Raw genomic sequence first — 20,457 nt, 5'->3', positions numbered from 1 at the left:
AGTGAACTTGTGCTGATATCTGCTTTCTACATCGATCAGATGTAGATTGTGTAGCTTTCGATGGCGTACGGTAGGTGAAGTCTGAACGTTTGTATGGTGAATCCTAGGTATCAGCATGGCGATGTATGCTGTCTGTGCCTGAGTAAGTCACCGTGCCTGAGTAAGTCACGAGTAAGTCACACAAGGGGGAGTCAATCGTATGACCCGCATACTGGTCGTTGAGGACGAGGAATCCTACAGGGAACCGCTGGTCTACCAGTTCACCCATGAAGGCTATGACGTAGTGGCCGCGGCCACCGGCGAGGAGGGCCTTGAGCTGTTTACCAAGGGTGGCGTGGATCTGGTTCTGCTTGATCTGATGCTTCCCGGTCTGGATGGCACGTCACTGTGTCGCCGCATCCGCGAGCAGAGCCGTGTGCCGATCATCATGCTCACGGCCAAGAGCTCGGAGATCGACAAGGTCGTAGGTCTGGAGATCGGTGCGGACGACTACGTGACCAAGCCGTATTCGTTCCGTGAGCTGCTGGCCCGCGTGCGTGCGGTGCTGCGTCGCGGTTCCGGCGGCGGCGACGGCTCCGATTCCGGCGACGACGACATTCCGCTGGTGTGCGGCCCGATCCGCATGCTGGTGGGGCAGCATGCGGTGACCGTGCACGGCGAGAGCGTGTTCTTCCCGCTTAAGGAGTTCGAGCTGCTTGAGTATCTGATGCAAAACAAGGGCCGTGTGCTCACCCGTCATCAGCTGATCGACCGCGTGTGGGGCTCGGACTACGTCGGCGACACCAAGACGCTGGACGTGCACATCAAGCGTGTGCGTTCCAAGATCGAGGAGGATCCGGCCCACCCGCACTACATCACCACCGTGCGCGGTCTCGGCTACAAAATCGACGAGCCTGCCGAGTAGTTCGGCGGAAATGTAGCGGGCGGTGGAACCGGAATCAGCCTGCGGCCGATACTGCATCTTCTTTCCGATGTCTCGGAAAGCGTCACCTCATCCGTCGGCTTCGCCGACACCTTCTTCGGCAAGAATTGACGGACTTCGTCCGGCGTTTCTCACTCGCCTGTCGGCTCGTCTGAGCCCTACAAACGCCTCCGGCGTTTGCTTTACGGCCTCAGCCTGAGGGGAAGGCAACGTATGACCTGATAGAACTATCCGCCGTGATGCCGCCTTCCCCTTGAGGGGAAGGTGTCGGCGAAGCCGACGGATGAGGTGGGAATTCCCGCGGCAGCGGGAAGAAAACACAGTATCGGCCGCAGGCCGATACCAATGTGTGCTAGCGGCCCCGTCTGCCCAAGCCTTCACTGCTCCGCCTTGGGCAGGTCGATGGTGAAGGTGGAGCCCTCCCCCGGCCTGGACCAGACGGAGATCGTGCCGCCGGCGTCCTGCACGATGTGCTTGGTGATCGCCAGTCCCAGACCGGTGCCGCCGGTGGCCCGCGAGCGTGCCGGGTCCACACGGTAGAAGCGTTCGAAGATGCGCTTCTGCGCGTCGGCGGGAATGCCAATGCCCTGGTCGACCACTCGGATCTGCACGCGTCCGTTCTTGCGGACGCTCACGCCCACGTGCGTGTTCTCCGGCGAGTAGTGGATGGCATTCTCCACGAGGTTCTTCACCGCGGTCTTGAGCGAGTCGGCGTCGCCGTTGACGATGATCTCGTCGTCGAGCGACGTGTCGGGTTTGCCGTTTTCGGCAGTTTCGGCGGTCACGCCCTCGGTGTCGTCGCCGAAGTACATGCGAATCTCGATATGCTTGGCTGCGGCCTGCACCTCGTTTTCGGCCACGGCCTCGCGCACGATTCTCGGGATGGACACCGGTTTGCTGTCGGTGGCGGTGAGCCCGTCCTCGTCCTGCACCTTCTGCAGGGCGATAAGCTTCTGCACGAGTTCGGTCAGTCGTGCGGACTCCTTGGAGATCCTGCCGGAGAAGTAGCGTACGGCGTCCGGGTCGTCGGCCGCGCTGGAGACGGTCTCGGCGAGCAGTGAGATCGCGCCGGCCGGCGTCTTGAGCTCGTGCGACACATTGGTCACGAAGTCGCGGCGCATCTGTTCGAAGTGATGTTTCTCGCTGATGTCCTCAAGGAAGATCACGTAGAGTTCGTCGGCTCCCCCGGCGTTGGCGATCTCGCTGCCGAACGTGACGGGCAACGTCTCGATCGTGGCGATGTGTCCGATGCGCACCTGCAGGTACACGTCCGACTGTTCGGTGATCCGTCCGGACGGCGACTGCATGGTCATTTCGATCTCCCGGTCGCGGATCTCTCCGTCGGATGCCACCTGGGCGAGGATGTCGCGGATCTCGTCGGATACCAGATGGCCGTCGTTCACCACGCCGAGATCGTCCAGTCGCGGGCTGGAATAGCGTACGTCGCCAAGCCCGTCGACGATGATGGTGCCGCTGCGCAGCGTCTGCAGCAGATTGCGCGACGCCTCGTCGGCGGACACCCCCTTGCCGTAGATCGACTGTGGGGTCGCGTTCCGTTCGTCGGCGTGGCGCGTCTTGGCGTGCTCCTCGCCGGCCATCACGCCGTATCGCCAAGCCAGGCCGATGAGCACGATCGCGATCACGGATACGATCCCCACTGCGATCACCATCGCGGTCATGGATTCCGACATCTTTTGCCCCGTCCACTCGTGCAGGCATTCTCTCGCCTGTCGTCAATCGATTTTTCCGTTATCCACATTATGGAGGGGCCGCGGACGACACAATTTGGCAGATGACCGATCGGGGTATGGCAGATGACCGTCCGGTGAATTCCTCGGCGATATCGGCGTGTCGTTGGGACGTCGCCGATGTGATCGCTCACTGGCAAGCGGTCAGCTCTGTCCCATGAACGTCAGCACGACCAACGTCACGTTGAGCACGATGATCAGCGCGGCCACGATCAGGAAGATCACGTGCTTGACCGTACCGTCCGCCCATTCGCCCATGAGCGTGCGGTCGTGCGTGTACCGCATGAGCGGGATGATGGCGAACGGGATGCCGATCGAGAGGATCACTTGACCCACGACCAGCACGAACGTGGGATTGGTGCTGAACCACAGCACGATCAGGGCCGGTACGAGCGTGATGATGCGGCACGCCCACATCGGCGCCTCGACGTGCAGTAGTCCGTGCATGATCTCCTGACCGGCGTAGGTGCCCACCGACGTGCTCGACAGGCTGGACGCGAGCAGGCCGATCGAGAAGATCGTGCCGATGACCGGGCCGAGCACCTGCACCACCGCATGCTGCGCACCCTCGATCGTGTCAGTGCCGGTCATGCCATGCAGGCTGTTCGCGGCGAGCAGCAGCAGCGCCAGATTCACGGTGCCGGCCAGCAGCAGCGCCCACACCACGTCGATCTTGGTGCCGAACAGTTCGCGCTTGATGTCGGGGCGCTCGGTACGGCCCTCGTAATGGTCGTTGACCAGCGTGGAATGCAGGTAGATGGCGTGCGGCATCACGGTGGCGCCCAGTATGGAGCTGGCCATGAGCACCGAGTCCGCGCCGTTGAAGTGCGGCACCAGACCGCCGAGCACCTTGCCGGGATCCGGCGGCGCGATGAACAGTCCGGCGATAAACCCGAACGTGATGACAAGCAGCAGCGCCACAATGAGCTTTTCGAACAGGCTCTGACGCTTGCCCTGGAAGAGCAGAAGAACAGTGGAGACAGCGCCGATCACGCATCCTCCGATGAATAGCGGCAGGCCGAACAGCAGGTTGAGCGCGATGGCACCGCCGATCACCTCGGCCAGATCGGTGGCGATGGCGATCACCTCGGCCTGGGCGAAGAACAGCAGACGGCCGCCCGGGTTCATGCGGTTGCCGAGCAGTGCGGGCAGCGACTGGCCGGTGACGATGCCGAGCTTGGCAGACTGGTATTGGATGAGCACGCTCATCGCATTGGCGAGCACCAGCACCCAGACCAGTAGGAAGCCGTACCGGGCGCCGGAGGTGATGTTGGCGGCCACGTTGCCCGGATCCACGTAGGCCACGGCCGCCACGAACGCAGGGCCGATGATGGCGGACAGTTTGGTCTTGGCGCCGGTATGCGGGGCGGCCAGCTTCGGCACGCTGCGCATGTGCTGGCGGTGCGGCTTGCCGCTGGCCGCGAGCGCGGCGGCCTCACGGGGGTCGATATGCTCCAGAGGCTTGTCCCCTGCCTCGCCCCTGACGGCACCGATCCGGGACTCCCCCACTTCCCCGACGCCGGACCGTTCGTTGTGATCGTTGCGATTGTTCAGATTTGCATTTTCCCCTTGCATAGTCACACCGCCGTTATAGCACCATTGCGTATCGGGCGGGGTGAGGGAAGGGCCGCCCCCTCGGCGAATTGCTGAGGTTTTTGGTGTTAGGCCCCTCCCTCAGTCCGCCTTTGGCGGCCAGCTCCCTCCCTCGGAGGGAGCACAAAGCTATTGTGCCTACGTGCTCCCTCCGTGGGAGGGAGCTGCCGAACGCAGTGAGGCTGAGGGAGGGATCCACCACCGCAAAGCAAGGAATATGCAATACCAACATCCACAGGGAGAAGTCAGGGAATCCGGCTCACCGCGAGGCAAGGGAATCCGACATAACCCTCTCAGCTTTCCGGCACGGCCTGCCCCGGGCAGTCGGCGAGGGTCTTGAGCATGGCCTCCTTTTCGGCGGAGGTGACGCTCAACCCGTACTTGGCCTTCACTCCGATCTGCCGCGCCACGTACGCGCAGTCGTAGCTCGTGTTCGGCGGCAGCCATACGGACGCGTCGGCGTCGCCCTTCTCCACGTTCGCAGGTCCGTCCACGGCCAGCAGATTGTATGGATCGTTGCTGAATTCGTAGCGTTTCCTTGTATCCCACGAGTCGGCGCCGGACTTCCACGCGTTGTTGAGCGCCACGACGTGGTCGATCTGCACGGCGGCGCTGGTGGTCTGCCCGCGCTTGAAAGAGATCGTCTTGCCGGTGTACGGATCGTCGAGCGTGCCCGATTCGACCTTGCACCGTTCGGCGTTCGCGTAGGTGACGTTCTTGAGATCGCGGGCGAGCGTATCGTTGCGCGAATCGCAGCCGTTGCCGTCGGGATCGTATTCGCGGAAGCCGAATGCGTCGCGCTGGTAGGTGCTCGACGGTTTGCGGTCGTCGACCACGGCGAGCGTGGCCAGTGTGTCGGCGGCGCTGCCGGTCGCCGTGTATTCGCCGGTGGCCTTGCCAACGGTCACGCTCACTTGCGGCAGCAGCAGTCCGGCGGTCACTCCGGCCACGACGGCCAGCACCACGAGGATCGCCAGCCGTTCGAGCGGCGACGATCCTCGGAATGCGCGTCTACGACGTCTGGTCATGACCTGACTGGTCCTGTTTTTTCGATCGGTCGTGCGATCAGCTGTAGGAGAAGGTGCGCGGATCGTGGCCTGCGCGGGTCGGTCCGTCGAGCGCGTCGATGGCCGCATGCTCCTCGGCAGTGAGCGCGAAGTCGAACAGCGAACCGTTCTCGATCTGACGCTCCCGATGCGCGGACTTGGGAATGATGATCGTGCCGTTCTCGATGTGCCAGCGCAGGATCACCTGAGCGTGGCTGACGCCGTGTGCCTCGGCGATGCGCGCGATCACGCCGTCGCCGGCGTTGAGATCGGCGCCGCGGGCGATCGGCGAGTAGGCCTCCACGGCGATGCCGTGCGCCTTGCAGAACTCGGTCACCTCGCGCTGCTGCCAAGTGGGGTGCAGCTCGATCTGGTCGACGGCCGGCCACTCCCCCGTCTCGTCGTGCAGACGCTCCAGATGCTCGGGCAGGAAGTTGCACACGCCGAGCGTGCGCACGCGGCCCTCGTCGCGCAGACGCGTGAACGCGCGCCACACGTCGTCGCTGCGCCAGTCGAACGGCGTGGGCCAGTGGATCATGTACATGTCCACGTAATCGGTGCGCAGCAGACCGAGCTGACGATCGAACGCCTTGAGCGCGGAATCGTAGCCCTGTTCGGAGTCGCGCAGCTTGGTGGTGACCCACACCTGCTCGCGCTTGGCACCGTGCGCGTAGCCGCTGGCTTCCAACGCCTGGCCCACGCCGCCCTCGTTGCCGTAGCCGGCGGCGGTGTCGATGTGACGGTAGCCGACCTCGAGTGCGGACTCGACCACCGGCGCGGTGGCGTCGTCGTCGATACGCAGCACGCCCAGGCCGATCTGCGGGATGGCGGCGCCGTTGGACAGCTCAATGTTGGGGATTGGTCCGAAACCCATGGAAGCTCCTTAGTTCTCGTTTGCCTTCTGCCATGATACGCAGGGATGCGGCTGGGGTCTGATCGCCGGGTTGATCGGAATGGTCGGGCACCTCATCAGTCGGCTTCGCCGACAGCTTCCCCTCGAGGGGAAGCCGACGTAGTACTCCTTCCCCTTGAGGGGAAGGTGGCAGCCGTAGGCTGACGGATGAGGTGCCCGACCGCAGCGCCTATGCCCCGCTCAGCGCCCGACGTGCACGATGCGGTCGGCGACGCGCATGGCAGACTCGCGATGCGAGACCAGCATCACGGCGGGGCCGGCGGCGTTCCCGGAATCGGTCCCGCCAGTCGTACCCGTGGCGAGCGCGTCGATGGAGCGCAGGATCACGGCCTCGTTGAGCGCATCGAGACGGCTCGTCGGCTCGTCGAACAGCACCAGGTCGGCGCGGCGCAGGAACACGCGTGCCAGGCCGATGCGCTGGCGCTCGCCCTCGGACAGCCTGTCGCCCAGTTCGCCCACGGCGGTGTCGAGCCCGTCCGGCAGCGAATCGATCAGGTCGGTCACGCTGGCGCGGCGGCAGGCGTCGGCCAGATCGGCGTCGGTGGCATCCGGATCGGCAAGCAGCAGGTTCTCGCGGATCGTGCCGTCGAACAGATAGGTCTCCTGCGCAAGCATGGTCTGCACCCGGCGGCGGTGATGCGCGTCCACGTCACGCAGATCCGTGCCGGACATGCGCACCGTGCCGGTGTTCGGATCCCAGTAGCGCATGAGCAGCTTGAGCATGGTGGACTTGCCGGCGCCGGAACGGCCCTGCACACCGAGCACGCCCGTGCGCGGCACGTCCAGCGACGCGTCGTTCAGGATCGGCGAGGCCGTGCCGGGGTAGGCGAAGGTGACGTGGTCGAGCGTCATGCCGTCGTAGTCGGGCGTGGCGGTGCCGCGCTCGTCCACGGCCGGGGTCTCGTCCATGAGCGCGAACAGTCGGCGGGCAGACGCGAACGTCTGCGTCAGGCTGGCCGGCAGCGCGCTCAATGCGAGCGTGGGACCGAACGAACTGGAGATCAGCGTGACCGCGACGATCGAGTTCGGCACGCTGAGCGAGTCGGCGAACGCCAGAGACAGCGCGATGGCGGCGGCGATCACGGTGAACAGTTCGACCAGCATGCCGCCGAGTCCGGCGAACACGCCGTTGGCGCGGCTGAGCCGGCCACGTCGATCCCACAGGGCCATGGTGCGTTCGGTGACCGACGCCACGCGACGCTCACCTTGGTTGAAGCGAATGGTCTCGTCCATGCCGCGCATGCCGTCGAGCACGTAGTCGTCGAGTTCGGCGGACTTCTTGCGGATCTGCGCGCCCAGCGGGGTCACGCGGGCGGCGAACAGTCGCGGCAATGCCACGCCGACCGTCAGATGGGCGACGATGAGCAGCAGCGCGAACCACGGGTTAAGTCCGGCCAGCAGACCGGCGAACACGACCGACGTGACGACGGCGATGACCACCGGGGAGATGGTGTGGGCGAAGAAGATCTCGAGCAGTTCCACGTCGGTGGTGATCAGGGCCACCAGATCGCCCTTGCCTCGGCCGGCGAGCCTGGCCGGCGCGAGACGACGCAACGCGCCAAACGCCTTGTCACGGAACAGGGCGAGCAGACGGAACGCCACATTATGGTTCATGAACTGTTCCACGTAGCGCATCACGCCGCGGATCACGGCGCAGACCGCCAGACCGGTCGCGGCCGGCACGACGCCGATGCCCCACACGGGGTGTCCGGCGAGCGCGAACAGGCCGATCACGCCGAACGTGGGCAGCAGCGTGGCGGACAGGTGACCGATCACGCCACAGACGACGGCCGCGGTCATGAATCCGGCCAATGGACGCGCCTGCCCGACCAGTCGCCGGATCAGCGCAATCGTGGACATCGGCGCCTTGTTCTCCGGCTCCCCCGCTACAGCGGAGTCCGCGACATCGATGACCTCGTTTTCCTCCGGCTGAGGGGAGCCGAACGTCAACGCACCGTTCACGCCGCGATCATCCGCATCCGGCGTGAAGCCAACCGGACGCTTCCCGAACTCCTCCACCGCGCTCTGCGTGCGGAACAGTCGCGCGTACTCGCCGCCGGCGGCCATGAGTTCGTCATGCGTGCCGCTTTCGGTCACGGTGCCGTGGTCGAACACGACCACATGATCGGCGTCCACGGCGTTGGCCATGCGGTGGGTGATCATGATCACGGTCTTGCCGGAGGCTGCGAGATCGTGGATCGCGTCGAGGATCAGACGCTCGCTTTCGGCATCCACGTTGCTGGTGGCCTCGTCGAACACGACGACGGCGGAGTCGTGCAGCAGTCCGCGCGCCAGTGCGATGCGCTGCTTCTGACCGCCGGACAGGTTGGATGCACCCTCGTCGATGGGCATGTCAAGCCCGTTCGGCTGTGCGTGCACGAAGTCGGCGATGCGCGCCAGTTCGAGGGCGTGCCACAGGTCGTCGTCGGTGGCGTCGGGTTTGGCCATGAGCAGGTTGGCGCGCAGTGTGTCGTGGAACAGGTGGCTGGTGGCGGAGACGATGGTCACTCCGGCGAGCAACGAATCAAGGGACGCGTCGCGCAGCTCCACGACCTCTGCGTGCTCCCTCCCGGGGAGGGAGCTGGACGACGCAGCCGGACTGAGGGAAGAATCCACATCGGAGAACGTGATGGATCCGGTATACCCGATCAGTCGTCCGGCGATCAGTCCGGCAGCCGTAGACTTGCCGGACCCACTCACGCCCACGATTGCAGTGAGCTCGCCGGGACGCGCGACAAACGACGCGCCATGCAGGGCGTAGTGTTGTTCGGTCTCGCCGGTATCGGGGGTCTTGGCGATTTCGGAATCCCCAGACTTGTTCGCGGTTTCCACGGTCGTTGTGGACGAAGCATTGCCGCTCGTCGTGGGCTTGCCGTCATCGGCCGTATCAGTGTAGCGGAATCCGACGCCGTCGAAGCGCACGGTCACGTCGGTGTCGGGCATGGACGCGCTGCCGTGCTCGGGTTCGGGCGTGTCGAGCAGGTCGAGGATCTTGCGGCTGGAGGTCATGCCGTTCATCGCCACGTGGAAGTAGGAGCCGAGCTGACGCAGCGGAATGAAGAAGTCGGCGGACAGCAGCACGATGAGCAGCACGCCGGGCAGGCTCACGCCATACGAGGCATACTGCCACAGGGCTACGCCGATGCCTGCAGCCGCGCCGCCGTAGGCGACCAGGTCCATGACCGACAGCGAGCGCAGCTGGATCTGCAGCACGTTCATGGTCATGACGCGGAACTCCTCGGCACGCCGGTTCATGGTGGCGTGCGCACGTTCGTCGGCGTCGAAGTTCTTCAAGGTCTCGAGGCCCTGCAGGTCGTCGAGGAACGTGGCACCGAGGTCGGTGTACTTGCCCCAGTATTTTTTGAAGACGCGGGCCGCACTCATGGCGACCATGCCGACGATGAGTACGATGAGCGGCGCGCAGACCAGCAGCGTGACGGCGGCCGGCAGGTTCACGGGCAGCAGCACGACGAACAGGGTGACGGGGGCGAGCACGCTGTAGAACAGCTGCGGCAGGAACAGGTCGAAGAAGGTCTGCACCTGTTCCACGCCTTCGCCGGCGAGCTGCACCACGCTGGAGGTGCGCACGGCGTTGGAGTAGGCGGGGCCGAGGGCGTGCATCTTGCGGATCATCCGCTGCCTCAGGGCGAGCTTGACCTTTTCGGCGGCGAGGAATCCCAGATGCGTGGCGCCGCGCGTGGCCGCATATCGGATGGCCGCAATGACGACGAAGGCGATGATGTAGGGGACGGCCTCGCCCGGCGTCATGGCGATGTGGATGTCGGCGAGGCCGGGGGCCGGCGCACAGCCTCCATTCGGGGTGATCTGGCAGATCGCCGCCACCGGACGGTGCGGATCTGCGGCGTTGAGCAGATCATAGAGGAACATCACCAGCGTTATGGCGAATGCGATATTCGCCACGAGTGTGACCCAGAGCAGCGCCGCCTTGCCGGCGACAAGCCGGCCGACGCCCGGAACCACGGCAAACAGTCGTTTATCGAACATACTTCCCCTTGGGCCTCCCCTATATATATGTGTCGCCATGCGCGTACCGGCGCATGCGTTCGTACAGCCCTACCACGGTAGCGTGATTCGCAGGTTTAGGGAAGGGTTCGTTTTCAGCCCTGCGCGGGGATGGCGAAAAAAGCGATGGCATGCAGGCAAGGCAGCCCGGCAATATGCCGCCTTCCCCTCGAGGGGAAGGTGTCGGCGAAGCCGACGGATGAGGTGACACCAAGGCAATCTCGCCGTCAAACAGATACCTCTGAAACTATTGAAATCCGAGGCGTGTCGCATGTTTTATCAATATGATTTGCAAAAGTTTTTTCCATAAGATAAAGTAAGTGTCAACAACACAGCCAAGGGCATCAAGTCCGACGGCATTGCAGCCAGCCACAATGCCCGGCCGATGTTCCACGGCAGCCATCAGCAACGACGCGACAGGAGGTGATTCCCGCCATGATGAAGTTCTTTGACGATGCCGCTCTGATGGCGGTGCAGTTCCGCCATCGCCACGAGCGCCTCGTCCGTCGCCTGACCCACATGTAAACCGCCTTTCCATAGCGACGATCAGCATTGACGATGATCGTTCCAGCGCACTCACGTCGTTTCACGTGAAACAAGCACAGTCCCCGATTCATACCCGATCACAAGCCAACCCATGAATCCACGGACTCCGACCATATGGTCATCATTCACCCGATCACGGCATAGAAGCCAACGCCCTCCCGCGGGCGCAAACGCGAGGAACAACAGAAAGGCATTTATCATGAAGGCTCTCGTTCTCACCGGTGTCAAGCAGTTCGAAATCCAGAACCTCCCCACCCCCGAAATCGCACCGAACGAAGTGCTCATCAACACCGCATACGCCGGTGTGTGCGGCACCGACCACGACCTGTACGCCGGCCGCCCCGGTTCCGCCGCCGCCGTTCCGCCGATCGTGCTCGGCCACGAGAACTCCGGCATCGTCGAAGCCATCGGCGCCGAAGTCACCAACGTCAAGCCCGGCGACCGCGTAGCCGTCGACCCGAACATCTACTGCGGCCAGTGCGAGTTCTGCCTCACCCAGCGTCCCGAACTGTGCGACCACCTCAGCGCCGTCGGCGTGACCCGTGACGGCGGCCTCGCCGAACAGTTCACCGCCCCGGCCTCCGTGGTCTACAAGCTGCCCGACAACGTCAGCCTGCGCGACGCCGCCGCCATCGAGCCCGTCTCCTGCGGCGTGCACGGCCTCGACCTGCTCGACCTGCACCCCTACCAGAAGGCCCTCGTGATCGGCGACGGCTTCATGGGACAGATCTTCGCCCAGCTGCTCCAGGCCTACGGCGTGCACCAGGTGGACCTCGCCGGCATCTTCGACGACAAACTGGCCCGCAACAAGGAGCAGTTCGGCGTCACCGAGACGTTCAACACCACCCGCGAGCAGATCCCCGCCGACGCCTACGACGTGGTCATCGAAGCCGTCGGCCTGCCCGCCACCCAGGCCCAGGCCGTGGCCGCCACCAAGAAGGGAGCCCAGGTGCTCATGTTCGGCGTCGGACCGCAGGAGGCCCACTTCGAGATGAACACCTACGACATCTACAAGAAGCAGCTGACCATCCAGGGCTCCTTCATCAACCCGCTCACCTTCAAGGACGCCATCGCCCTCGTCTCCACCGGCAAGATGAACATCGGCGGTCTGATCAGCCACGAGCTCGAGCTCGAACAGGTGCAGGACTTCCTCGACGGCAGGATCAGTGGGGTGTCCAAGGCCGTGGTGAAGGTCGGCAAGGTCGGCAAGTAAGGTTCGGCTCTTTCCCCTTTGGCCGCGGAGGGGAGGGGCATGCGTTTCGCGAGACACTCAAGGCCGTTCGGCCTCGCTCCGGGATTTGTTTGCGAAGCATAACAAATCCCTCCGCTGCCTACGCTCGCAAAACGCATGCCCCTCCCCTCCGCTCAGGTTGAGCGAATACTTGACCTCGAGGGCATAAGGTCCTTCGGTCGGGGAATGGCCTCTATCTGGGCAATAGAACCGGATGGATTTCGGGCGTTCTCTTTCGAACTAACCGGGAAGTACTCGATCAAGAGACTCGGGGTCTAGCGGAGTGGGGCGGCGTGTGGGGGTCGACTGTATCAGCGGAGGCGATGTGATACGCTTCGCGATCACATCGCCGGAGCGAGGCCAAACGGCCCGAGTGTGTCGAACCCCACACGCCGGCCCGCGCAGCGGGAGAAGCTACAAGGATGCGGATCCTTTCGGTGCTTCAGCGCGCTTCACCTCATCCGTCACGCTTCGCGTGCCACCTTCCCCTCAAGGGGAAGGACAATATTCGTTCCGCGATGATGCGGGAAATTGGACTTATGTAAGAGAGACATCATGCTCAAGATGATTGAGAAATTCGGCATCCCGCGCACGCTGCTGCTGGGATTCCTCGCCGTGGCCATCTTCATGACCGGCGACGGCTTCGAGCTCACCTTCCTGTCGAAGTACATGGTCGACCAAGGCTTCACCGCCGCACAGGCGTCCGGCCTGGTCACCGTCTACGGACTGTTCGCCGCGCTCGGCGGCTGGACGGCAGGCGTTCTCGCCGAAATGTTCGGCGCCCGTCGCGTCATGATGTTCGGCGCCTGTTGGTGGATCGGCGTGCATCTGGTCTTCCTCGCCGTCGCACTGCCCAGCGGCATCTATCCGTTCATCCTCGCCGTATACGCGGTGCGCGGCATTGGCTACCCGCTGTTCATCTACAGCTTCGTAGTGCTCATGGCCCAGTACATCACCCCCGCCCGCCTGGCCAGCGCCACCGGTTTCTTCTGGACCTGCTTCTCGCTGGGCATCGGCGTGTTCGGCGCCTACCTGCCGAGCTTCATCATGCCGCACTTCGGCGAGTACAAGACGTTCTGGTTCGCACTGCCGTTCTCGATCGTCGGCACGATCATGTGCTTCTTCTGCGTACCGAAGAACAAGGTCGTCAAAGGCGAGGGGCTGAGCCGCAGGGAACAGCTCAAGGAGCTCACCGACGGCGCCACCATCCTGTTCACCAACCGCAAGATCGCCATCTGCGCGATTATCCGCATCATCAACAACCTGCTGCTGTATGGCTTCCCGGTCATCATGCCGCTGTATCTGTGCACCACGAAGTACGGAGGCATCAACATCTTCAAGACCGAGGAGTGGATGCGCATCTGGGGCTTCGTGTTCGTCGTCACGCTGATCTTCAACACCTTCTGGGGCTGGTTCATGGACCGCTTCGGCTGGGTCTGGCCGATGCGCTGGTTCGGCTGCGGCGTGCTGGCCGTGGGCTCCGTGCTCTTCTACTACATGCCGCGCTGGTTCGGCCCGAACGCGCTGATGATGATCATCGCCTCGATCGTGGTGGGCATCGGCACCTGCGCGTTCTCCTGCCTGCCGACCATCATGACGCTTGAGGCGCCCGACAAGCAGGGCGCCGCACTCTCCGCCTACAATCTGGCCGCCGGCCTGACCACGTTCGTCGGCCCCGGCATCGCAACGCTGCTGCTGCCGGCCGTTGGCATCGAGGGCATCTGCTGGACGTACGCAGCACTGTACGTGGTGGCGTTCCTGCTCACCCTAACCCTGCACCCGCATCAGCCCGGCTTCGACGAGAAGGGCCACCGCATCCCCGGCGCGAAGACTCTCGGCGACGCTCTCATGGAGGAGCAGGAGCAGGCCGAGCGCGAGCAGGAGGAGAAGCGCGACGTGGCTCTCGTGGCCAACTCCCCCGCCGCCTCGCCTTCGCCCATGATCGCCACAGCCAAGGCTTGATCGTCCAACATAAACAGTCACGTGGGCCGGGTATTGGTCACTCGGCTCGCCCGGCCCGCGTGATCACATCATACGATCGTTGCAATTTCAACGTTTTACAAACCCGATCACTGGGATCGCCCGAGCCGAGTGACCAATACCCGCGCCGATGACCACCGGCGCGATCAACCACTGGGCATTCGACACCCCGGACATCGAGGCCGCGTTCGCCAACGCCAAGGAGCTCGGACTGAACTTCAAGGACACCGAGCTCCAGTCCATCCCCTCGTTCTGGGACAACGGCATCCGCTTCTTCAACGTCTATGGCCCGAACGGCGAAACCATCGAATTCTGCCAGATCGTGTGATCGGGTGAGCTAGCAGCATTCGTCCTCGTCGTCACCGGCGGACGGTCGCGCACAACGATCGTCCGCCGTTTCTATTGTCGTCTGTCAGACGACGCCGGAGCTATTACCGATTGGTGTGTGTCCTACGATATTGGGAGGGTGTCATGCCGGTCTTATCGAGAAACCGACGATTGAAATTAGAGGTGTTGGCGTATCCGCTCAGCCGACGAATCTCAGCGATGGTCATCGTCGTGGTGGTCAGCAGGCGGCATGCGCGGCTGATTCGCAGCTGACAGACGAAATCCGAGAATCCTATGCCGGCCACGTTCTTGAAGAACCGAGAGAACGTCGATACGCTCATCGACGCGGATTTCGCGGCCTGCTCGAGACTGGCGTCGTCGAGATGCGCGGAGATATAGGCGATCGTCGAGTTGATGGCGGTTTCGGCACCGACCGCGATGTCGGGATTGTAATCCGGAGTAACCACCGTACGGGTTTCATCCGGAGAGGCTTGTTCGAACACCGCAAGTAGGGCGATGAGATCGGCGACTCTCCATTCCGGAGTATGTTCGCCCATGGCGACCAGCAGCTCGCCCGCGACCCGAGCTGCCTCGCCGGAAAGCACAATGGCCTGCTGCGAGCGTCGCAGCACCCGTTCGAAACCCGCCGTCTCAGGGAAGATGCCGATCAGTCTGCGAATGATCTGGGGACGAACATGGCACAGCACATCGCGATGCGGTAGCCGTTCCCCGGGAATGATGTCGGACAGCCAGTTGTGGGGAAGGTTCGATCCAACCATCGCCACATGCCCGGCCTCGAACGGCATCAATCCGTCCCCCGCCATGAACTGTCCGCTGCCTTCGCGAATGAGGTGGAATTCGATCTGCGGATGGTAATGCCATTTGGCCAGAGAATTCGGATATCCATGGCATGCCCATCTGATCGAGGCGTCGGCGTCGGGAACAATCACTTCCAATGCGCCCGAACCGGCATGGGCTCCATCGGGGAATCCCCCAATCACCGTGTTCACCGGCCATGCGTTCATTTCAGCCGCTCCTTGTCTGCGATACCGCCGTCTGTGCGGTCTGGCCTGCGTTACCGCAGTCGACGGCAACGTCATTATTCCTGTCTCCATTCGCATCATACGGCGAGAGGCCATCGACAAAAACATCGATGGCCTCTCGCTGTATATTCATGTCCTCACGACTCTGGCGTCATAGACGATTGAGAGTCAGTCACGATCGACGGTGATCTGCAGCTTGATGTCGCCGGGGCGTCCCTCGTCCATGCGGTCGAAGGCGGCCTTGGCGTCCTTCATCGCGTACGTGTCGGTGATGAAGGGCTTGAGGTTGAGCTTGCCGCTGGCGACCAGGTCGATGGCCTTCTGATACACGTTGGCGTAGCGGAACACATTCTCGATGCGGACCTCGGTGGCCTGCAGCTCGGTGATGTCGATGGACACCGGGTTCACGGGGATGCCGACGAGCACCGCGCAGCCGCCGGGGGCGATGAGCTTCCAGAAGGTCTCGAACGCTTTGGGGGCGCCAGAGCATTCGAACGCCACGTCGGCGCCCCAACCACCGGTCTCCTCACGGACCCGCTCGACCAGGTCCTCCTTGGTGAGGTCCACGGGGATGATGCCGGGAATCTGGCCGATGATGCCGAGCTTGACGTCGGAGACATCGGAGACGATGACTTTGGAGGAACCGCCGGCGAGCGCGGCGGAGGCGGTGAGCATGCCCACGGTGCCGGAGCCGGTGACCACGCACACGTCACCGGGCTTGATGCGCGCCTTGGTGGCGGCCCACATACCCACGGCGGTGGGTTCGAGCAGCGCGCCCTCGCCGAAGCTCATGTTGTCGGGCAGGTGGTAGGTGAAGGCGGCCGGGTGGACGACTTCCTCGCACAGGCAGCCGTCGATCGGCGGGGTGGCGAAGAAGCGGACGGCCGGATCGACGTTGTACATGCCGAGACGGCTTGCGCGGGACGACATGTCGGGGATGCCGGGTTCGAGGGCCACGCGGTCGCCGGGCTTGAAACCGGTGACGCCTTCGCCGACTTCAAGCACGGTGCCGGCGGCCTCGTGGCCGAGGATCATCGGCTGCTCGACCACGTACTTGCCGACACGTCCGTGCGTGTAGTAGTGCAGGTCGGAACCGCAGACGCCCACGGTGTGCGGAGCGATACGCAATTCACCAGGGCCGAGGGCCGGAGCATCCGGAACCTCGCGCACGTTGATGACGCCCTGCTTCTCGAGAACTACTGCCTTCATGGTGATCTCCTTTTGCTGTTGGTTTGATTGTTGTCGGTTGGTTTGGTTTATTGGATTTTCGCTTGTCTGGCGGTGTCGGATGCGTCTATGTATCGCAGGGCTCAGGTGACCGTGGCTACGGCCGTGGCCGTCATCGAGTCGTCGCCGCCGATGGAAACGACTCGTCCGCTCGTCTTGTCAAGCTCGGTGGCTGCGATTCGACGACCATGCCCGTCGAAGCCGGGCTGCTTCGGCCGGATGAAGATCGAGATGGCGGAGCCGCCAATGTAGCAGATCGCATAGGCCCAACACACGCCGGCGAACCCGACCGTCTCGAGCAGGATGGTCGCGATGAAGGGACCACAGAACGTGGTCAGTCCGGAGGCGAGATTGTGGGCCGAGACCGCCGCACCCTTATGTTCGGGCTCCAAGGCGGGGAAGATGGCGCCCATCGGCACGAACGCGGAGATTCCCATGCCCAGCACCACGGCGCACACGTACATGGCCGGCAGATTATGGCCGAGGAACTGCGGCACGTAGTACATGGCGAGCGTGCCGAGCGCGGAGAGCCAGCAGCCCCACCAGCGCATCTGACGCATCCATCCAAAACGGTCTCCCATGCGACCCCAGAACACGTTGCCGAACACGGTGACGACGAAGAGCAATCCCCAGATGGTGGACCATTCGGTGACCCGGAACCATGCGCCACCGCCATTGTTGTGCGTAGCGAGGTACAGCGGCATAATGACCGGGAAGCCATACAGCGTAAGGTTGCAGATGACGCGCAACACCGCCGCGAGGGCGATCTGCCGGTTCTGGCCAAGGATGGTCACGCCACGGGAGAGCTCCTGCAGCTTCTCCGTGGTGCTCATGGCATCGAGATTCTCGTTGGCGGTCTTCGGCACGAAGAACAGACAGATGAGCATGCCGGCGATGGAGAACGGCAGCGACACCCACAGCGAGTAGTATTCGCCGATCACCGGGGTGATGAACGCCGGCAGGTAGGCGCCGAACACGCCGATGCCGAACGAGTAGGCCGTCCAGAACCATCCCATCGCCGAGGCCAGCTTGCCGGGGTCCACGGTCTGCGCCAGCAGCACCACGAACGAGTAGATGAACAGCGGGTAGCCCATGCCTCGCAACGCATACACCAGCAGCATCAGCGGATACATGTGACTGGGGAGCGCCACGCCAATGAACACCAGATGCAGTCCGATCCACGAGATGGCGCCAATGAGCATGATGCGCTTGGCGCCGAAGAGTTCGGCCAGCACTCCCGACGCCCATCCGGCCAAGGCCGCCACCAGTCCGTACATGGTAAACAGCATCGACGCCTGCGCCGAGCTGAATCCCTGATCGACCACGTACTTCGAGAGGAACGTCAGTTCGAATCCGTCACCCGTCATGAATACGCCGATTGCCAGGAATCCTGGCAACAGCCTTCGCATCAGCCCCTGCGCCATGCTCGTCTCCTTACCGTGGAACTTCGTTGTCATCCGCCCGTCTTTGAAGCGTTAATACAAGTTTCGTTCCGAAAAACCATGGTTTTATGGCTGCCCACGGTAAAGAATTGATACTTTTTTGCACATCAGAGGATAAGCAAAAGGCACATCATCATGCCAAGATACAAACCGCCGCCCTGCTCCGCCGAGTATGGAAAATCCGGCAGCGAATACCGAAATCGCGGACGAGCGGCACGAAAATGCAGGAGACAAGCGTCATTGCTTGACTCCTGCGTTCGATCACCGTATGACCAGATACAGCAGTAGTGCGACGACGATCACGATAAGCCCCAGGGCGATCACCGTCACCAGTCCGGCACGCAATCCGAACACGTGTCCGCGTTTCGACTCTCGCGGATCCACGGCGCGCCCGCTTTCCAGCAGCGCGGAGAAGGAACCGAACGCCACGAGCAGCGATCCCATGAGCAACAGCACCATGAGGGCGCGCGTGGGGAACTCCAGTCCGTCGCCCAGCTGGATCGACGCGATGACGAACGAGATGATGCCGGCGAAGAAGCCGATGAATTCGAGCATGTCAATACGTTCGTTGTCGAACCGACGGCCCAGCTCGTCCATCTTGTCGTCGAGTTCGCGGGCACGATCCCGCTGCGCCGACTGCGCATCGTCGATGACCGACGACAGCGAGCGCATGTTCGACAGCATGTTGCACGTGTTGCGCGCGTCGAAGATCTCGTTCATCTCGGTCACATACGTGCTTTCCTTGATGGTCTTGCCCTTGCCGGCGCCGTCGCCGGAATCGTCGCGCGACTCGCGCCATGCGTTGTAGCGCGCGTTTTCGATGTCGACGGCCTGGGAGAATTCGCTCTGGGCCTCGCCGTACCGACCGAGACAGGCGAGGATCCTGCCATAGCTCACGTGGAAGATCGGATGCCATCCCTCGCGCGGGCGCTTGTCGAACATCGTCAGCAGTTCGGTGAGCGATCGTTCGTCGTCGTCCTCGGGCATCTGCCGCCCGGTGGAGATGAGCTCACGCTCCACGCGGTCCAGGATCTGCTCGGTGTAGGTGTTGAGGAATCCGATGTGGTCGGGGGCGATGTCCAGCGCCTTGCGCGATGCGATCTCGGCGCGCCGTTCGTCGCCGCCGTACAGGTGGAACATGGACAGCGCGTACTGGTACAGCGAGAACGCGCCGAGGCAGACGTTCATCAATGGCACGAACCGTCCCCAGTATCGCAGTCGTCGTTCGGCGTCGAATTCGCAGCGGTGGAACCATTCGAAAGCGATGAAGAACACGGGCAGCAGCGCGGGATCGTTCTTGTGCCTGGCGCTCACGTCCAGCACGGAGTCGCTGATGTCGATGGCGTCGGCACGGTCGAACGTCTCGTGTTCGATCACGTCCTCGCGCAGGTAGCGTTCGAATTCGGGGTCGTCGGGCGAGACGCCGGCGAGATGCGCGTAGATGGGACGCAGCCGTTCGATGACGTCGTCGGACACCGGAAACTCGGATCGTGCGAGCTCACCGAGCAGCGCGTCGGCGCCGGGGAACGCGGTCGCGTCATCACGACGTTCGTCAGCCATGGGGAGGACCTCCACTCATATAATCGCAATTGACATTCAGTGTATCGCCGCCGCGCGCGGCATAGGGAAAGGCGACGATGATGAAGCCCGTGGTGGCGTTGATGATGCAGTATTCGGAGACCGTGGACGGCGCGTTCGACATCGATCCCGGATATCTTCGGCTGCTGGAGTTCTCGGGCGCGAACGTGCTGACCGTGGACCCGTCCGAGGACGACGACTATCTGACGGCCATGCTCGACCGTGCGGACGGACTGCTTATTCCCGGCGGCAACGACATCGATCCGACGCTGTACGGCGGCAGGACACTGCCCGGCATGGACGAGCCGGTGCCGTTGCGCGATCATGCCGAGGCGTTCCTGCTGCGCGCCGCCTACGACCGCGGCATGCCGTATCTGGGCGTATGCCGCGGACTGCAGATGATGTGCGTGCTGGCGGGTGGCGACCTATACCAGCAGATCGCCGACGAGATTCCCGGCGCGCTGAACCACTGGCAGACCCAGCCGTTCGCCGAACCGTCGCATGAGGTGCGTATTGCGCCCGGCACTCCCCTGCACCGCATTCTCGAACGTGATTCGATGCCGGTCAACAGCGTGCACCATCAGGCCGTGCATCGGCCGGGCGATGGCGTGGAGGTGCAGGCGACCGCGCCGGACGGCGTGATCGAGGCCGCGTATCGTCCCGATCGCGCGTTCTTCATGGCCGTGCAGTGGCATCCCGAGCAGACGCCGGACGACGAGCCGAGCCGGCGTCTGGCACACGCGTTCGCACAGGCGTGTGCCGACTATCGCCGCGATCATGCCAAATGACGGCCGGCTGATCGCGCAGCGGCGTGCACAGGATCACGAAGATTCGCCGT

Annotated in this window: 13 protein-coding genes and 1 pseudogene; 5 read left to right on the top strand and 9 right to left on the bottom strand. The window is 63.3% G+C overall.

Translation table 11 applies throughout. The features are described 5' to 3' along the window. The first annotated feature begins 199 nt into the window (after positions 1–199). Positions 200–904 (top strand): response regulator transcription factor, encoded by a 705-nt coding sequence (locus Tam10B_RS07795; protein ID WP_093960686.1) that lies wholly within the window; start codon positions 200–202, stop codon positions 902–904. 395 nt (positions 905–1,299) lie between these two features. Here Tam10B_RS07795 and Tam10B_RS07790 read toward each other — a convergent pair whose 3' ends face one another. The 5 genes from Tam10B_RS07790 to Tam10B_RS07770 form a co-directional block, all read right to left on the bottom strand. Beyond that, positions 1,300–2,613 (bottom strand): sensor histidine kinase, encoded by a 1,314-nt coding sequence (locus tag Tam10B_RS07790; RefSeq protein WP_233133656.1) that lies wholly within the window; start codon positions 2,611–2,613, stop codon positions 1,300–1,302. A 201-nt stretch (positions 2,614–2,814) separates the two neighbouring features. Further along, positions 2,815–4,245, bottom strand: coding sequence for an Nramp family divalent metal transporter (locus Tam10B_RS07785; RefSeq protein ID WP_408606645.1), 1,431 nt, complete (start codon positions 4,243–4,245; stop codon positions 2,815–2,817). A gap of 311 nt (positions 4,246–4,556) precedes the next feature. Next, the gene (locus Tam10B_RS07780; RefSeq protein WP_093960685.1) at positions 4,557–5,291 is read right to left on the bottom strand and encodes an HNH endonuclease family protein; all 735 of its coding nucleotides are present in this window, start codon (positions 5,289–5,291) and stop codon (positions 4,557–4,559) included. Between the two features lie 37 nt (positions 5,292–5,328). Then, positions 5,329–6,183, bottom strand: coding sequence for an aldo/keto reductase (locus Tam10B_RS07775; RefSeq protein WP_093960684.1), 855 nt, complete (start codon positions 6,181–6,183; stop codon positions 5,329–5,331). Positions 6,184–6,402: 219 nt separating this feature from the next. Beyond that, positions 6,403–10,227 carry an ABC transporter ATP-binding protein/permease gene (locus Tam10B_RS07770; protein ID WP_093960683.1) on the bottom strand — a complete coding sequence of 1,275 codons (3,825 nt, stop codon included), beginning with the start codon at positions 10,225–10,227 and terminating at the stop codon, positions 6,403–6,405. 763 nt (positions 10,228–10,990) lie between these two features. Between Tam10B_RS07770 and Tam10B_RS07765 the strand changes: the two genes are divergently transcribed. From Tam10B_RS07765 to Tam10B_RS07755, 3 genes and pseudogenes are all read left to right on the top strand, one after another. After that, a complete protein-coding gene (locus Tam10B_RS07765) occupies positions 10,991–12,004 on the top strand; it encodes a zinc-dependent alcohol dehydrogenase family protein (protein ID WP_093960682.1) in 1,014 nt (337 codons plus the stop codon). 573 nt (positions 12,005–12,577) lie between these two features. Further along, positions 12,578–13,984 (top strand): MFS transporter, encoded by a 1,407-nt coding sequence (locus Tam10B_RS07760; RefSeq protein ID WP_093960681.1) that lies wholly within the window; start codon positions 12,578–12,580, stop codon positions 13,982–13,984. A gap of 139 nt (positions 13,985–14,123) precedes the next feature. After that, a pseudogene (locus Tam10B_RS07755) lies at positions 14,124–14,330 on the top strand (VOC family protein); the annotation flags it as partial. Positions 14,331–14,433: 103 nt separating this feature from the next. Here Tam10B_RS07755 and Tam10B_RS07750 read toward each other — a convergent pair. The 4 genes from Tam10B_RS07750 to Tam10B_RS07735 all read right to left on the bottom strand — a co-directional run bounded on the left by Tam10B_RS07750 (position 14,434) and on the right by Tam10B_RS07735 (position 19,601). After that, positions 14,434–15,354, bottom strand: a complete 921-nt coding sequence (locus tag Tam10B_RS07750) for an AraC family transcriptional regulator (protein WP_093960680.1) — start codon at positions 15,352–15,354, stop codon at positions 14,434–14,436. A gap of 186 nt (positions 15,355–15,540) precedes the next feature. Next, on the bottom strand, positions 15,541–16,581 hold the full coding sequence (locus Tam10B_RS07745) for an NAD(P)-dependent alcohol dehydrogenase (RefSeq protein WP_093960679.1): 1,041 nt from the start codon (positions 16,579–16,581) through the stop codon (positions 15,541–15,543). A 101-nt stretch (positions 16,582–16,682) separates the two neighbouring features. After that, positions 16,683–18,023, bottom strand: a complete 1,341-nt coding sequence (locus Tam10B_RS07740) for an MFS transporter (protein ID WP_093960678.1) — start codon at positions 18,021–18,023, stop codon at positions 16,683–16,685. A gap of 279 nt (positions 18,024–18,302) precedes the next feature. Next, positions 18,303–19,601 (bottom strand): hypothetical protein, encoded by a 1,299-nt coding sequence (locus Tam10B_RS07735; RefSeq protein ID WP_093960677.1) that lies wholly within the window; start codon positions 19,599–19,601, stop codon positions 18,303–18,305. Between the two features lie 77 nt (positions 19,602–19,678). Between Tam10B_RS07735 and Tam10B_RS07730 the strand changes: the two genes are divergently transcribed. Continuing rightward, positions 19,679–20,407 carry a gamma-glutamyl-gamma-aminobutyrate hydrolase family protein gene (locus Tam10B_RS07730; protein WP_093960676.1) on the top strand — a complete coding sequence of 243 codons (729 nt, stop codon included), beginning with the start codon at positions 19,679–19,681 and terminating at the stop codon, positions 20,405–20,407. The last annotated feature ends 50 nt before the right edge of the window (positions 20,408–20,457 follow it).

The organism is Bifidobacterium vansinderenii (assembly GCF_002234915.1).
Classification (GTDB): domain Bacteria; phylum Actinomycetota; class Actinomycetes; order Actinomycetales; family Bifidobacteriaceae; genus Galliscardovia; species Galliscardovia vansinderenii.
Note: the sequence above shows the minus strand (reverse complement) of the source record. Positions and strands in the feature narration are given on the sequence as shown.

What these genes read in the sequence shown, in the direction of transcription:
- Tam10B_RS07750 (WP_093960680.1), bottom strand. Translation starts at nt 15,354, where the DNA reads ATGAACGCATGGCCGGTGAACACGGTGATTGGGGGATTCCCCGATGGA.
- Tam10B_RS07795 (WP_093960686.1), top strand. Translation starts at nt 200, where the DNA reads ATGACCCGCATACTGGTCGTTGAGGACGAGGAATCCTACAGGGAACCG.
- Tam10B_RS07760 (WP_093960681.1), top strand. Translation starts at nt 12,578, where the DNA reads ATGCTCAAGATGATTGAGAAATTCGGCATCCCGCGCACGCTGCTGCTG.
- Tam10B_RS07785 (WP_408606645.1), bottom strand. Translation starts at nt 4,245, where the DNA reads ATGCAAGGGGAAAATGCAAATCTGAACAATCGCAACGATCACAACGAA.
- Tam10B_RS07735 (WP_093960677.1), bottom strand. Translation starts at nt 19,601, where the DNA reads ATGGCTGACGAACGTCGTGATGACGCGACCGCGTTCCCCGGCGCCGAC.
- Tam10B_RS07780 (WP_093960685.1), bottom strand. Translation starts at nt 5,291, where the DNA reads ATGACCAGACGTCGTAGACGCGCATTCCGAGGATCGTCGCCGCTCGAA.
- Tam10B_RS07770 (WP_093960683.1), bottom strand. Translation starts at nt 10,227, where the DNA reads ATGTTCGATAAACGACTGTTTGCCGTGGTTCCGGGCGTCGGCCGGCTT.
- Tam10B_RS07745 (WP_093960679.1), bottom strand. Translation starts at nt 16,581, where the DNA reads ATGAAGGCAGTAGTTCTCGAGAAGCAGGGCGTCATCAACGTGCGCGAG.
- Tam10B_RS07730 (WP_093960676.1), top strand. Translation starts at nt 19,679, where the DNA reads ATGATGAAGCCCGTGGTGGCGTTGATGATGCAGTATTCGGAGACCGTG.
- Tam10B_RS07790 (WP_233133656.1), bottom strand. Translation starts at nt 2,613, where the DNA reads ATGTCGGAATCCATGACCGCGATGGTGATCGCAGTGGGGATCGTATCC.
- Tam10B_RS07775 (WP_093960684.1), bottom strand. Translation starts at nt 6,183, where the DNA reads ATGGGTTTCGGACCAATCCCCAACATTGAGCTGTCCAACGGCGCCGCC.
- Tam10B_RS07740 (WP_093960678.1), bottom strand. Translation starts at nt 18,023, where the DNA reads ATGGCGCAGGGGCTGATGCGAAGGCTGTTGCCAGGATTCCTGGCAATC.
- Tam10B_RS07765 (WP_093960682.1), top strand. Translation starts at nt 10,991, where the DNA reads ATGAAGGCTCTCGTTCTCACCGGTGTCAAGCAGTTCGAAATCCAGAAC.